At 42.0% G+C, this 14,090-nt stretch carries 14 protein-coding genes; all 14 read right to left on the bottom strand.

What is annotated here, in order from left to right; genetic code table 11:
• Window positions 1-183: 183 nt before the first annotated feature.
• Window positions 184-432 carry a hypothetical protein gene (locus tag AB1721_00300; GenBank protein ID MEW5805162.1) on the bottom strand — a complete coding sequence of 83 codons (249 nt, stop codon included), beginning with the start codon at window positions 430-432 and terminating at the stop codon, window positions 184-186.
• Between the two features lie 74 nt (window positions 433-506).
• A complete protein-coding gene (locus AB1721_00295) occupies window positions 507-2,687 on the bottom strand; it encodes a heavy metal translocating P-type ATPase (GenBank protein MEW5805161.1) in 2,181 nt (726 codons plus the stop codon).
• Window positions 2,687-2,959, bottom strand: coding sequence for a metal-sensing transcriptional repressor (locus AB1721_00290; protein ID MEW5805160.1), 273 nt, complete (start codon window positions 2,957-2,959; stop codon window positions 2,687-2,689). Before AB1721_00290 ends, AB1721_00295 begins: the two co-directional genes overlap by 1 nt.
• Before the next feature lie 121 nt (window positions 2,960-3,080).
• Entirely contained in the window at window positions 3,081-3,338 is a 258-nt protein-coding gene (locus tag AB1721_00285; protein MEW5805159.1) for a DUF5652 family protein, read from the bottom strand.
• A 60-nt stretch (window positions 3,339-3,398) separates the two neighbouring features.
• Window positions 3,399-4,628, bottom strand: a complete 1,230-nt coding sequence (locus tag AB1721_00280; protein ID MEW5805158.1) for a hypothetical protein — start codon at window positions 4,626-4,628, stop codon at window positions 3,399-3,401.
• A complete protein-coding gene (locus tag AB1721_00275) occupies window positions 4,628-6,418 on the bottom strand; it encodes a hypothetical protein (protein MEW5805157.1) in 1,791 nt (596 codons plus the stop codon). The genes AB1721_00280 and AB1721_00275 overlap by 1 nt, the downstream gene beginning before the upstream one ends.
• The gene (locus AB1721_00270) at window positions 6,387-7,307 is read right to left on the bottom strand and encodes a cohesin domain-containing protein (GenBank protein MEW5805156.1); all 921 of its coding nucleotides are present in this window, start codon (window positions 7,305-7,307) and stop codon (window positions 6,387-6,389) included. Before AB1721_00270 ends, AB1721_00275 begins: the two co-directional genes overlap by 32 nt.
• Window positions 7,308-7,377: 70 nt before the next feature.
• On the bottom strand, window positions 7,378-8,253 hold the full coding sequence (locus AB1721_00265) for a hypothetical protein (protein ID MEW5805155.1): 876 nt from the start codon (window positions 8,251-8,253) through the stop codon (window positions 7,378-7,380).
• Window positions 8,254-8,303: 50 nt separating this feature from the next.
• A complete protein-coding gene (locus AB1721_00260) occupies window positions 8,304-9,206 on the bottom strand; it encodes a hypothetical protein (protein ID MEW5805154.1) in 903 nt (300 codons plus the stop codon).
• A gap of 32 nt (window positions 9,207-9,238) precedes the next feature.
• Window positions 9,239-9,829 (bottom strand): hypothetical protein, encoded by a 591-nt coding sequence (locus AB1721_00255; protein MEW5805153.1) that lies wholly within the window; start codon window positions 9,827-9,829, stop codon window positions 9,239-9,241.
• 114 nt (window positions 9,830-9,943) lie between these two features.
• A complete protein-coding gene (locus tag AB1721_00250) occupies window positions 9,944-12,163 on the bottom strand; it encodes a hypothetical protein (GenBank protein MEW5805152.1) in 2,220 nt (739 codons plus the stop codon).
• 24 nt (window positions 12,164-12,187) lie between these two features.
• The gene (locus AB1721_00245) at window positions 12,188-12,367 is read right to left on the bottom strand and encodes a GIY-YIG nuclease family protein (protein ID MEW5805151.1); all 180 of its coding nucleotides are present in this window, start codon (window positions 12,365-12,367) and stop codon (window positions 12,188-12,190) included.
• A 54-nt stretch (window positions 12,368-12,421) separates the two neighbouring features.
• On the bottom strand, window positions 12,422-13,078 hold the full coding sequence (locus AB1721_00240; protein MEW5805150.1) for a transposase: 657 nt from the start codon (window positions 13,076-13,078) through the stop codon (window positions 12,422-12,424).
• 96 nt (window positions 13,079-13,174) lie between these two features.
• A complete protein-coding gene (locus tag AB1721_00235; protein ID MEW5805149.1) occupies window positions 13,175-14,068 on the bottom strand; it encodes a hypothetical protein in 894 nt (297 codons plus the stop codon).
• Window positions 14,069-14,090: the final 22 nt, after the last annotated feature.

Here is a 14,090-nt window from a genome sequence, read left to right as displayed (position 1 = left end):
ATAAGCAAGAATTCCCAACCAAGGCCAAAACCCATAACCGGCGCAGCCGGCCCAGCCCATACCCATCATTCCCATTCCCATCATCGGATACTGGCCATTAAACTCGCTTGTCTCGGCATGAGCCAAACTGATTAAAGGCAAAACAAAAGCTAAACTAACAAAAAGAATTTTTTTCATAGAACTTTATTTTATTAATTTGTTGTAAACCCAAGCAAAAACCGCGCCGGCAAAAAACATCAACGCTGCCGCCTCAACCGCGCCGGCAATGATTCCCCAAAAACTCAAAGAAAAGAACAGGTGCCACTCAATCATCATTTCAGCGGCGCCGGTATAAATGCCTAAATTAGCCGCGATGCCAAGCAAAACCATGCCCAAAGCAGAGATAATTGCTGAAGCATTGGCTAAAGCTAAAACATCTAATTTCTTGTCCATTTTTCTAATTTTTTTATTAATTTTCGACCTTTGGCATCCGAATAGCGCATCGCGAATACGCCTATCCGAATAATTTAATTAAATTGTTTTTTCATTAACAAAGCATTAAAAGCAACAATCACCGTGCTCAATGACATCAACAGCGCGGCTAAAGCCGGCTGAAGCATAATTCCCTTAAACGCTAAAGCGCCGGCAGCCAAAGGCAAAGCAAAGATGTTATAGCCGGCGGCCCAGAATAGGTTTTGAATCATCTTTTTGTGGGTTAAGCGGGAAAGCTGAATCACTTTGGCAATATCTCGGGGATCGTTTTTCACTAAAATAATTCCGGCCGACTCAATTGCCACATTGGTGCCGGCGCCAACAGCAATGCCCAAATCCGCCTGAGTTAAAGCCGGCGCGTCATTAATCCCATCACCAACCATTGCCACTTTATTGCCCTTAGCTTGCAAAGCTTTAACCTTAGCGGCTTTTTCTCCGGGCAAAACATTGGCAAAATACTCGTCAATTCCAAGCTGGTTCGCCACCCATTCCGCCACATCTGAATTGTCGCCAGTAAGCATCGCGGTTTTAATCCCCATTTTTTTCAGCTGTTTAATCGCTCCAAAAGACTCTTCACGGATTAAATCCGCCAAAGCAATCGCGCCCCAAATTTCATTATTAACCATTAGGTAAACAATGGTTTTGCCTTGTTCGGCTAATTTTTTCACCCGTTCAGGAATCTCAAACTGATGGTTTAAAATCGCTTCGCCGCCAACAAAAACCGTTTTGTTATTAACCTCTCCTTTTACGCCTTTGCCGGGAATTCTTTGGAAATTCTTTACTTCCGACAGCTCAAGGTTTTTTTCTTGGGCTTGTTTGACAATCGCTCGGGCAACAAAATGTTCGGAATAAAAATCAACTGAACTGGCCAATTGGAGTAAATCATTTTCAGAAATCGAATCTTTAAACCTAATTATCTCGGAAACTCCGTACTGGCCTAAAGTCAGAGTGCCGGTTTTGTCAAACAGAACCAGATCAACGTTCCGAGCGCTTTCCAAAGCCAAGCGCTGACGAACCAAAAACCCGTGATGCGCCGCTAAAGTGGTTGAGATTGAAGCCGCCAACGGCACCGCCAAACCCAAAGCATGAGGACAGGCAATCACCAAAACCGAAACCAATCTTTCCATGGCAAAACTAACCCCGGCCCGAGCTAAAATCCAGGCAAAAAAAGTAATTATTCCCGCGCCAATGGCTATAAGTGTCAGATAAAAAGCGGCTTTGTCAGATAAAATCTGGAGCCGGGATTTTGACGCTTGGGCTTCAGCCACCAAACGCATTACCCCGGACAAAAAAGTCTTTTCACCAAGCTTAATCACCTGAATTTTTAAAGAGCCGTCGCCATTAACCGTGCCGGCAATTACTTCGCTGCCTTGAGTTTTCAGAATCGGCTTTGACTCACCAGTAATCATTGACTCATTCACCTCTGAACTGCCGCTAATAACTTTAGCGTCAGCCGGGATCTTGGCTCCGGGTCGAACCAATAAAACATCGCCAATCATTAACTCGTCCAAACCAACAACTTCAATCTGTTCTTGATCGCCTGATTTTGATTTAACTCTCTCGGCTTTATCCGGTAACAGTTTGGATAATTCTTTTAAAGCGCCTTGAACTCCGGAAACTGCCCGCATCTCAAACCAGTGCCCTAAAAGCATAATCGTGATTAGGGTTGTCAACTCCCAAAAAAGCACCTGGGCCGGAGCAAAAAATACCGCATAAATGCTCCACAGATAAGCCGCGGAGATTGCCAGAGCAATTAAGCTCATCATTCCCGGCAAACGGGCTTTAAGTTCCTGCCAAGCTGATTTTAAAAATACCGCGCCCCCGTAAAAAAACACCACTGACCCCAATATTGCCGGGATCAAAGTTCCGAATTCCCAATTTCCAATTTCCAAATCTGGGAGGCGCAAACCGACAACTTTTTGAAAAATGTCAGAGTACAAAATCACAGGAATGGTCAAAATTAAACTTAACCAGAATTTTTTCAAAAACATTCCGGCTGAATGCCCGGCATGCTTATTATGGTTTTGATGCTTTTTTTGCATCTCTTTTTGACTTTTTGCTTTTGGCTTTTGGCTTTTTATCAAGTGCATGCCGCAAGCCGGACACTGGCCCGGCCGGTCAGACTCCACGCCCGGACACATCGGGCAGATATAAACAGTTTTTCCCTCTGTCTGATGATTATGCTGATGCTGATGTTGATGATTATGATTAGCCATTAAAATTTTTTCTTAGATAATTTATAAACCGCTAAAATCTCTTCAGCGGCTTGTTTTTGCCTGCCGGATTTCATCTGCTCAATCACATGGGTTGAGAGATGGTTTTCTAACATCAAATCCTCAACTCCGGAAAGCGCTTGCTTGACTGCCAAAGACTGGTGGATAACGTCAATACAGTATTTTTCCTGTTGAACCATTTTCTGCAAACCCCGAACCTGGCCCTCAATAATTTTTAATCGCCGAATCACCCGGGCTTTTATTTTTCTATCCATACATCCATTATACCCACTGGGGGTATTAAAGTCAAACTAAAATAAAACAATCCCCGGGAATAATGCCGGGGGATTGTTTCCACGCTAAAAGTTGTCAGCTAGCTGCTTAACCTTAAATTTTTTATGCCGAAGCAGGCTCGGATTCGGTTTTTTGTTTTTTCCGCTTTATCTCGCTAAAAACAAAGAGGTAAAGAATCTCCAGCACGCCCAAAGTATTGATTACCAGCAAAGCGACAAACCAGTATTTTTGGCTTTTTCTGGCTGACCGCCATAACGCCCAACCCTTCCAAACCAAAACCCAAACTGTAATTAAAAACATTAACCAGGGATTTTGATAAACCCAATAAATAAGATTGTTCAGCTGATTAATAAAGTTCATGGATTTTATTTAATTAATTTTTATGCTTTTATCATAACACGGCCAAATGGAATTACCAGTTTATTCCCAGGATTTTCCCTTTGGAATAAAAATAAAATAGGAAAACCCCGAACCAATCGCGGCCAAAAGAAAAACCATCTTCCAGTTCGGGACGAAAAATAAAATTCCCAGCGCCAGCAGTAAAACTAAAAACTGGGAAAAATGCGAGACAGTTTCCTGATAAACAACAAAGTCCGACTCATTCTGGCTAAACTTGGCTTTATCATAAACTTCGGCAATAAAAGAAACTGAATAAATATTGCCATTAAGCCGGTCAACAACATCAATCAGATAGGCGCCAAGGGGATTGGTTAGAAAAATCCTTGGCAGATACAACAAGGTGTTAACCAAAACGCTTTCTTTTTGGAAAAAGCCAGCCTTCTGTTTTTCAATCACCCGGCCAATCAAAAACATTATTAAAATTGAGACAGCTATTGAGGCAGTTACCAAAAAGCCGATCTTGGCAAAATCAGCTAAAAGCAAAAAAAGCAGAATCGGCCAGAAAATATCATAAAGCATTCCCTCAACAGCTTTGCCGGCAAAAGCCAAAGTGGTTTTCCGATAATCCGGGTTAAGGGCATAATTATTGATAATGTTTTTGATTTGATGTTGCTGATGCTGGTGTTCGTGAATAAAAAACAAAATCGGCAGTGAAGCAACCAGCAAAAGCCCAAGAGTCAAAAAAAACAAAGTGTCAAAACCAAAAACTTTAATAATTAAACCGGCAGTCAACGGGCCTAAAGCGCCGGCTAAACTGACCCAAAGCAATTGGGCGGCGGATTCCTCGCCGAAATTGCCGCCTCGATTGGCCTTTCTGACAAAAAGGATATGGAACGGAATCCAGTAAAAATGAACTGCCAAAGCCGCCAAAAAAGCCGCCAAAAAAACAAAAACAAAATTAGTTTCCGCAGCCAGCCAAGATGAAACCGCGCCGATTAGAAATAGGTTGCTGAAAAAAATTGAGTTTTTAAAGCCGAACTTCCTAAATAAAAAATCGGTTAAAAGCAGATGGCAAAGACTGAGGAAAAAAGCGTAAGCCAGATAATAAAAAACCGCCCAAACAAGATTATTAACTAATAAACTGGAATGAATAACCGGCTTGTTGGCTAAATTAAAGATAAAAATCGGCACAAAAATTCCCGGCAAAGACAAAGCCAAACCCCGAAGAAAATGGCCCAAATAAAGAGTTCCGGCTTCACCCGGCTGCCAATGAAAAGATTGAAAATATTTTTTGGTCTCTAAATGCGGCATCAGCTGATTTTATCTTTTATGTCCTGAATTTCTTTTTTAACAGTTTTTTCCGCCATTGCCAAGTGAAGCTTAAGCTTTTCAATTAACTCGGTCTCTTCTTTAGTCAACTCCCTTTTAGTTTTCGCTTGTTCCAAAACCTTTATCTGTTTCTGGACTTCTAACTGGAGCCGGTAAAACTCTTTTGCTAAAACTGACTCTACCTCCTTTACCTCTTTAGCCAGATTCAAACGCCAAACAGAAAGCTTGTGCTTCAAATACCAAAAGCTAATCAAGCAAACAGCCAAAAGTGAAACGATCGCGGCAACAACCCCAAAAGCATTGACTAAAAATAATCCCATCCGGCTGAAGGTCCCGGGGCTGACTGCAATTGCCACTGGTTCAGTATAAAAACTTTCTGCCCCGTCAGAATCAACTGTTTTGGCAGAAAACCGATAAACCCCTGATTCAACCTTATCATGATAGACAAAAACAAAGTTTCCGAATGGATCAGCCTGAACTGCTTGCTCCCCTAAAACCTGGCCTCCTTTTTCAAACTTAAAAACCACTTTTGCTCCGGGTAAAGATCCCCCTTTAATCACCATTGCCTGGCCGGCTTCTAATTCTTTGGGATAATCAGTGATAATTGGCAAAGCAATTGGTTCAACATAAATCTTCTCTGCCAAAGAAGTTAAGTTGCCTGCCCGGTCAAAAACCTGAATTAGGATACCGTTTTCGCCTGGCGCCAAAACCGGAAATTGATAAACTCCATTGTCTAATTCTTCGGCGGGAACTTTCAAGCCCTCTTGGGCGTCAATAGTAATGAGAAAATAATCTATCCCGGACAAAGAATCGCTTCCGGCTAGTTTAAGCTTTGGCCTGGGGCTGCTTTTCTCTTTACTGCCCAAAAATTCAGCTGAAAGTTCTGGCGCCACCGTGTCTATCTGAAACCGAAAATGACTGATTCCGCCCCAACCATTACTATTTTTTTGCTGGGCATGAAAATAATAAACTCCATCTTTAATTTCTGATAATGATTTTTCCGAGATTGGCGGCTGGTAAACCACTGATGGGACTGACCGCGAATAATTGTCATAAAGCAGCCTAATTGCAGTCGCATCTTTGGTCAATTGCCAAGAAAATTCCGGATTGGCATTAGCATACCATTTGTTCGGATCCGGATGGGTTTTAGAAACAATCTCTGGCGCGGCTGGAGTCGATGGATTAACCGAAGGGGTGTCAATCTCGCCCGGACCGGAAGGGGCAGTCGCGCCCTGCAGATTCAGCTCTGCCCGGCCCAGACTGGTTAGAACATTGGTGCCCAAACCGTCATTGGCCAAAACCGAGCCAGAAGAAAAGTTAACTAAACTTAAACCCGGATTCTTTGCCCGAAGCTGCAAGCTAATAATTTTGCCGGCGGCGCCAGTATAACCAGGGTTTAAAATCACGCCCTCAAAATTAATCTGGCCAGTAGAATTAGAATAGTTTGGTTCCTGAACCCAGAGATTAATAATTGAGCCGGTCTTAGACAAAGAAATCACTTCTAATTTGTCTGAAGGAAAACTGACTATTCCGGAAACCGCGTTGATTGACTCATCTGGCGAAGAAACATAAACACTAAGATTAAGGTTAGAGCTAACTGGATATGACCCGAAAGCCGGAGAAAAATATAATGTCGCCGCCCTTGCTAAGCTCGGCAGTCCGCCAATAATAACGAAAGCAAAACAAATGCCAACGAATAATTTCGTTGCTATTAATATAGAATTCCTTAGTGTTCGCAGATTATTTATCCGCGGCTTGCCTTCTTCTTCCATAAATAGGTTTATCAATCGAATAAAGAGCAGCGCTGACACTTAATATTATTATAAACCATAAACTATAATCCTGGTACCAACTGATTTTGTTCTCCGGCGCCAGCTTAACTATCCGCTCATTGCCGGCTTTATCCACAGCTTTAACATAGATCTCGCTTTTTAACGATTGGTCTCTTAACAAATACGGGCTTGGAGCCCGGCGCCAATCCGGAGCAAATAACCGAAACAACAAAAGCTGGGATCGTTCTTTAACCTGATAATAATCAATCCCGGACAGCTTATCTTGAGTGGTAAAAACCAAAAAGTATTTTCCGTCAAATATTGTTGGGTCGTTTGCCACTATCGGCTCAAATGTTTCTGGTATATCAATGTCCTTTTTTTCAGCCGGAGCGAGTTTGAAAGGCGGCGCTTGTTTTAAAATCACAAATTGCAGATTGGCAACCGTTGTTTTTGTTTCTGTCCCTTGTCCGTCGTTTCGCAGGGCCCTAATGCTTTGGATTTCAATAACGCTGTTGCCCTCGGTCCGCGCCTCAAAAATCATTGAAAAAATCAACCCTCTCTTCTCTTGAAATCCGCCGGGAATAATGCCGGAGAAAACAACGCGGTTCTCTGATGTGATTTTTGGCTCCTCAATCCAAAAATTGATAATGGAATTGCCGCTTTTGATTTCTTTTAATTCCAAGAGGTCGGTCGGAAATGTAATCGCGCCCTCAATCGCGTTAATGTCTTCATCCTCGGTATTTAGAAACAATCCTGCTTCAAACTGTTCGCCAACGTCGATTGTCTGATTTTCTGAATCAATACTAATCTCTACGGCTTGAGCCGAAATAGCCGTAAATAGTAAAGAACAGAGCAGGAGAATAATTTTTAATTTTGAAATTTTGATCATCGGAATTTATTTAGAAATTGGGGTTTAGAAATTAGAAATTCTGGACTGGCTAAAATTTTCTCTGAAAATTTTAGCCAGTCCAGTAGTATGCCATAATTGAAAAATCAACTAAATCAACCTTGCCGTCGCCGCTAAGATGTTCTTTTTCTTTTATCGTAAATTCCGCGCTTATTGACCGTTTATACCAGTACGCGCCCACAGAAAAATCAACGAGATTTACGCGTCCATCGCCGTTTAGATCGCCTCTCAATATAACCGTAGATGGTTGCGCGAGAACGTTTTTCGTACCAACCGCAAAGCTTATTGCTTTACTGAAAGAACTTACCTCGCCGTTTAAAGCCGCCTTTGATTTAGTAAAATGCTGCCCCATATCAAGTTGCGCCGTATCAAAATTATATAAATAGGCGCCACTTTGATCGGATTTCACTTTATTAAAAAATTCTTCATCAGAACTTACTGCAATTGTAATCTCGCTGTTTGGCGAACTTTGCCCGAAAATTGCGATATTGTCGCCACGCTTCACTTCGCTTTTGTCAACCGCGATAGTGGGTGCGATAAAAATACCGCTAACTGAAGTATATGAGCCAGAAGTTACACTCAAGGGAAAAGTTAAAAGAGAAGAGCGATTGCCGCGATTATCTTCACTATATAAAGAGAAAATATAATTACCCGAAGATAGTCCGGAGACACTTAATTGAAAATTAGCATCTGGACCAGCTAAAGTTGTTCCTGCTATCTGAGCATCTTTTAACAAAGTAACGCTGCTTTTAGGATAAGCCCTGCCTTCAAACTTAACTGTTGTTTGCGGCGGAACATAAATACCTCCTCCGCCGCCTCCACCGCCACCGCCGCCAGAGGTCGGGGTTGGAGAAGGAGAAGGGGTCGGATCGGGCGTACCAATTACAGCTTTAATATTAACCGAATTAGCAAAAACAAAGCTTGTCAATGTCAATAAGCTAAAAAATACGACTAAACCAACTAAAATCTGAAAAAACTTCATTTACCACTGCTTTTCTCTGCTTTAGAAATTATCCAAGAATTATATTTTTTTATTCCTAAAGGAGCTAAGGCCAAGATAATGATTGCGCCCAAGAAAATAACAATCCCTTTAATTGGTAAAACAAAAAACCAATATGCTTTATTCAGCTCCTGTTGTCCTTCGCCATACTTTAAATTAAGCTCTGCTTTATAAGCGCCAAAAACAGTTTTTTCTGGCGCCCACTCAAGCTGAAATGTTTTTTTGCTTTGGGGAAGAACAGTCAATTCCTTGAGGTTAATCGGCAAAGTTTCTTTAACTTTGCCAAAAATGTTTTTTATCTTTAACTCGCCTCCTGGTTTTAAGTGAACATTCCCGGAATTTTCCAAGACATACTCTAATGCCATTGGTGAATGGCTAAAAAATCTCTTAATTGCTTTAAAACTTAATAAACTTGCCTCTTCTTTAATCTCTCCAGAAACGCGCAGATAAACTAATATCCCGGCTCGGGTAACAATCGCAACCTGTTGGTCTGCTCCAGCAGAAGCAGGAGCGGTCCCCCACCAGATTACGGCAAAATGACCGCCCGGAGAAGCGTTTTTAGGGACAACGATCTCAAAAGAGATCTTTTTCTGTTCATTGGGATTTAAGCTAATCGAGTCTTGAACTTTAAACCAAGAAGCCAAATCTGTCGGCTCGCCCTCTAAAAAAACTTTTGTCCCATCTTCTTCAATAAACTTTTCAAAAACCGGATAAAAAGTTCGCGGTTCCTTTTCTTCATTCTGAACAAAGAGCTCGCCTTTAACGACATCACCCGGGTCAACGCTATACTCAAGTTTAACCGGCCCAACAGTGACCGAATAAGAAATCAGCGGCAAAATAAATAATCCCGCCAAAAATAAAATAATTAATTTCTTAATCATAACAAAAGAGCTCTTTGCTTAGTCTTAAAAAATTAGTTCCCTGTACAGCTGTAAGTGATCGTATCGGCATAAGAGCCGGCCTTGTTCAAACCGGAAATTGCGGCTTTATGGGTAATCGTCACTTCCCGGCTAGAAATTGGTTCGGTTGACGAAGCCAAAGCTGTAGCCGCCAAATTCAAGGCGCCAACATTATCGCCGGTTTTGTTGTAAACGCCGGCCAAAGTTAAGGTGCCTCCAGAACCATTAGCTGTAGTCGCGGCTTGGATGCCATAACCTTCTGTGCCTGCTGATAAAGTTGCGGTTTGGGAATCAATCAGATCAGTCGGAGCAACTGATTTATACAAACCAGGATTAGAAGTATCACCAGCATCATCAACGTTCAAAGTGCAGCCAGAAGCATAATTGCATGACATTGTTGCTGTGATATTCGGCGAAGAAGTATGTACTGACGAGGTGGTCAAAGCGCCAAAATCAGTGGTGGTCGTGGAAGTTGAACAAGAAACACTCGTAGAGATAGAAGCGCTTACTGTAACATCAGCAGTTTTACCAAATTGGGGGAACAGAAAATAGAAAAACAGAGCTAAGCCGACCAAAAATCCAATAAGAGGAAAGCCTTTTTTCATATTGTTTTTTTTAATTCTTATAACTAAATTTTATTTAATCCGCCTAACTAAATTTTAGAAGAATAGTCAAAAAAGTCAAGTATAGTTCCGCCCGGTAAAAACCATCAAACAAACCTAATTGCCAACACAGCTATAAGTAATCGTATCAGCATAGGAGCCGGCTTTGTTCAAAGGAGAGATTGTTGCTTTATGAGTAATCACTACCTCCCTGTCTGTATAAGTAGTGGTTGAGCTGGCTAACGCAGTCGCTGCCAAGTTTAAGCCGCCAACATCATTACCAGTTTTGTTGTAAGTGCCAGATAAAGTTAAGGTGCCGCCAGAACCATTCGCAGTGGTAGTGGCTTGGATGCCATAACCTTCTGTGCCTGCTGATAAAGTTGCGGTTTGGGAATTAATCAGATCTGTGGGAGAAACTGATTTATATAAACCAGGATTAGTGGTATCACCAGCATCATCAACATTCAGAGTGCAGCCAGAGCTATAAGTACAAGAACCAGTAATCGTGATATTCGGTGAAGAGGTATGAACTGAAGAGGTAGTTAAAGCGCCAAAATCAGTGGTTGAAGTTGAAGTATTACACGAAACAGTTGGGGCTGATTGTAATGTGGTTGTGCCAGAGATTGCCACTACTGAAGCAGGGCTAACTGTGCCAGCAGAAACACTCACTTCTGTTGATGGATTAGAGATCTCGATCTCAATAGTTTGCCCCCCGGTTGCACCAGAGCCAACATCTAAAACAACGTAAACGCAAACTTGGGAAGTTCCTACTGCCATTGTACCAGAGACCGTGGCTTTTTCTGAAGCGTTAAAAGAAGTCCCGGTGCCAAAAAGAGTTTCATTTGCCTCATAACTGCAACTTGCCGCTGTTTCATAATACAAATCAACATTGGAGAGATTCAAATTAGCATTAACAGTCCCGGTATCAGTAATAATAATCTGAGTTACATTAGCTGTTCCAGAATCTCGGATAAAAGTGAAAGCGCCGCCAACATAATTATTAGTACTATTGACATTCATATTGGCAGTCTGAGTGCCAGTAGTACTTACAACTGTGGGTGTCAAATCCAAGCTGTTGACATAATTGAAAAGTAAGCCTTCGGTCGCGTCGTTGCGCCAGACAACCCCGAAGCGATTGCCCATCATTCCCGCCCAGTTTTGGCGGAAATTGCCGGTGGATTCGGAATAGGCGGTGTCGCCGGCGCTCCAGTTCACGCCACCGTCCGTGGATTTGGTGTAATAAATTCCGACAGTCGTGCCTAATGTCTCCGAACCATCCCGCTTGCCGGCGTACGAAACATAAATATTGTTGGTATTCTGGTCAATAAAAACAGACGAGTAATAGTTGTCGTCAATGTTCGTGGTAATGGCGGTCTTTTCGGTAACGGAAGCCGCGCCGTTGATGTCAAAAATCCTGAAGTCAGCGGTGGCAGTATCAAGCTCGGTGTGGACGGCGGCAATCAAGTGATTATCGCTCTGCCTTATGGAACCGGAAAAGGGAAATTCGCCGGTCCCGAGGGTGGTATTTTCAACCACGGTGGCAATCGTCGCAGATTCAGACCAGGTGTTCGCGGAATCGTCGTTTGTTTTAAGCGTAAGCGCGTCAGCTGAAACATCATCGTAAAGCATCCAGATGTCATTCGTGTCGACCTCATTGCCCGGATAGAGAAACCCCTGGTCGCCGCAGGCCTCTTGAGGACTCGTGCGTGTAATATCCCAAGTGGCTCCGCCGTCAGTTGAGCGGCCGAATTCACATTCTGCCGCGGCGTCAATAGTACCCACGACATACAGATTGCCGCCGCGGGCCTTGGTGCCGCTGACAAAGTTTGCGCGATTTGAAGCGCCCGAAGCGCCGTCAAAAACCATTGCCCGCGTACCGAGCGTATCATTGCTCGTGTCCAGCGCCCGGTATTGGATACTATCAGTATCAGTGTTAGCCCACCAAATATGGATTTTGGTCCCGCTGTCGCCCGTCGTCCATTTGTCGTACCAAACATCAAATGCGAGCGCGGTGATGGTCGTGTCGGTGTCTATTTCAGCCACTGCAGGAGTCCAACTTGATCCGCCATTCGTGGTCTTGGCGTATTTAAAATCGTTATCGCTGTCTATGTAGAAGAAGTAGCCGACCGAGGCACTCGTCCAGACCAACGCACGGGCGTAGGCGACGGCGATAGGGCTGGTATCGCCAGTATCAATGGTGATATCCGCTGCCTGTGCTTCCTGGATTTCTCGCCCGCCTAAATTTCTCCAAAATCGAAATGGTGGATATTGAAAAACCCAATTGAATACCAAAAGCAGAATAAGGAAAAAATTAAAAAATTTATTTATGCTCTTCATAAAAATAGTGTTTTAATGCGTTCTTTAAATAATTCCTGCCCCAGCCGTTTTCAGCCATTTCTCTCTGGCAAATGCGCCAAATTTATTCAAATAGACCTCGTAATAAATCAATATCAGCGGACAACGCAGCTTGGTCGCATCAATTTTTCCGGCATTATGCAATCTGAACCTCTTCTTTGAATTATCTGTACAACCAGTATACAATTTGTCATTCTTTCTGCTTTTTAATACGTAAACGTAACGGAGAACTGTTCTCCTTTATTCAATACCAACTTCATACCAATCTACTAAATCTTTTTTATATCTTATCCAATTCCTAACCAAGTTTCTACCACCCCCTTTGCCTAAAATAGCATTAACCAAAAAATCTTTTTGGGTAACTGAAGGAAAATTATTTTTGCCAATATAATCTTGATAGCTTGACCACTTAAAGTTTTCCAAAAATTCCGTTGATTTAATTGTCTGTTTTATTCCTTTTTCTTTCCAGCTGGGCTCAATCAAAGAAAGCGGATTGCAATGAATATAAACAAACACTGTTCTTAATTGACTTTCATCTTGGATATGAACTGCGCGAAATCTGCCTTGGAAAAGATGGCCTTTTCTTTTATGTCTTTTATTAAAATAGCTCGCATAACCCGCGCCAAACTTCCGCATAAAATTAGTTATACCTCCATCTTTTTTCTGATAAAGAAGAAGGTGAATGTGATTAGGCATAAAGCAGAAAGCTAAAATTTCCACCAACAAATCCCTATCATCGGAGAACTGTTCTCCTTTATTTTTCTGAATTTTACGCTTCCGGCGCTGGATAGCGATCTCTACGGGTTTTGTAGTATTAAACTCAAAAATTGAAAAAATGCCCCTATAATAATCGTCTTGGTCCTTAAAGATCAGCTCTTCTCCAGTTCCACGTAACACTATATGATAAATTTGTCCTGTTATTAGTGGTGGTCGTTTTGTTGGCATATTCAGGTACTTTTACTCTGATACAAAATAAAGGAGAACAGTTCTCCTTTATCTTTGAATTCTTAGAAACGTTTGATAATCATTTGGCTCAATCTCTTTGTTCTTGCTCGGAAAAGGCAAGACTGAAACTAACTGAATTGAATAATCTTTATCTTGAAATAAAGCCAGTTCAGGATTTTCCGGATCTAGACTTAAAACCACTGATAAAGGCAGCTGGTCAGCAAAATAAACCTTAAATCTGGCGCTAACTTGCCCGGCAGAAACGCAATAAACTCCAGTTGGGCAACGCGAATCTTGGTTAATTTTTTCAAAAGCAACTGCTAAATCGCCCGAGTTTAAAACTCCAACTTGGCCGCCAAAAAGCTTAAACTCCTCGTCTGGTTCAACCCCAAAAACCCTTTTGTTTGGTTCAGCCCAAAAAACCTGATAAAAAGAACTGGCTCCAGCCACAGGAAAAGAAACTTCTGAAACCAATTTATTTTCTTGGTTAAACCCGAACCCAAAAAGCTCGGTAATTAAAATTGGCTCCTTGGGCAGTTTAAACAGCCAAGCCTGGGAGCCCTGATTTTCAGAAGCTAAAACTGCCTGGCCCCAAAGATTCTTTTTATTCCCCTGTTTGCCCCAGATCTCAACCCGAGCCAGATTCTCGCCCTTAATAATTAAATTTTCTCCATCAGAATCCAGAAAAAAACTTTTTATTTTGACATTAGTTTCGTCTTTAATAAAAACCTTTGGCTCATCTTGGGAAGCTAAATTTTTGCTCTTAAAAATACACTGTTCTGGCGCGCCAAGAACAACCTTACCCTCTAAGCTCTGAAGGCAATCTTCAAAATTAAGGACTTGATTTTTAAGCTTGACTTTCTCAACCAAAAACATTCCCGGCCAAAGAATCAAACTGATAAACAAACTCAAAACAATAAAAATTCTGGCTTTTTTAGTCATTAATTAATTTTAAAACTAATCA

The sequence above is a fragment of the Patescibacteria group bacterium genome, assembly GCA_040753135.1.
Taxonomy (GTDB): domain Bacteria; phylum Patescibacteriota; class Minisyncoccia; order UBA6257; family Brennerbacteraceae; genus JBFMGR01.
This window is presented reverse-complemented; position numbering and strand designations above follow the sequence as displayed.

Coding starts and splice junctions, on each gene's coding strand:
- AB1721_00285 (MEW5805159.1), bottom strand. CDS start 3,338: ATGAACTTTATTAATCAGCTGAACAATCTTATTTATTGGGTTTATCAA.
- AB1721_00260 (MEW5805154.1), bottom strand. CDS start 9,206: ATGATTAAGAAATTAATTATTTTATTTTTGGCGGGATTATTTATTTTG.
- AB1721_00270 (MEW5805156.1), bottom strand. CDS start 7,307: ATGATCAAAATTTCAAAATTAAAAATTATTCTCCTGCTCTGTTCTTTA.
- AB1721_00295 (MEW5805161.1), bottom strand. CDS start 2,687: ATGGCTAATCATAATCATCAACATCAGCATCAGCATAATCATCAGACA.
- AB1721_00280 (MEW5805158.1), bottom strand. CDS start 4,628: ATGCCGCATTTAGAGACCAAAAAATATTTTCAATCTTTTCATTGGCAG.
- AB1721_00275 (MEW5805157.1), bottom strand. CDS start 6,418: ATGGAAGAAGAAGGCAAGCCGCGGATAAATAATCTGCGAACACTAAGG.
- AB1721_00300 (MEW5805162.1), bottom strand. CDS start 432: ATGGACAAGAAATTAGATGTTTTAGCTTTAGCCAATGCTTCAGCAATT.
- AB1721_00250 (MEW5805152.1), bottom strand. CDS start 12,163: ATGAAGAGCATAAATAAATTTTTTAATTTTTTCCTTATTCTGCTTTTG.
- AB1721_00290 (MEW5805160.1), bottom strand. CDS start 2,959: ATGGATAGAAAAATAAAAGCCCGGGTGATTCGGCGATTAAAAATTATT.
- AB1721_00235 (MEW5805149.1), bottom strand. CDS start 14,068: ATGACTAAAAAAGCCAGAATTTTTATTGTTTTGAGTTTGTTTATCAGT.
- AB1721_00255 (MEW5805153.1), bottom strand. CDS start 9,829: ATGAAAAAAGGCTTTCCTCTTATTGGATTTTTGGTCGGCTTAGCTCTG.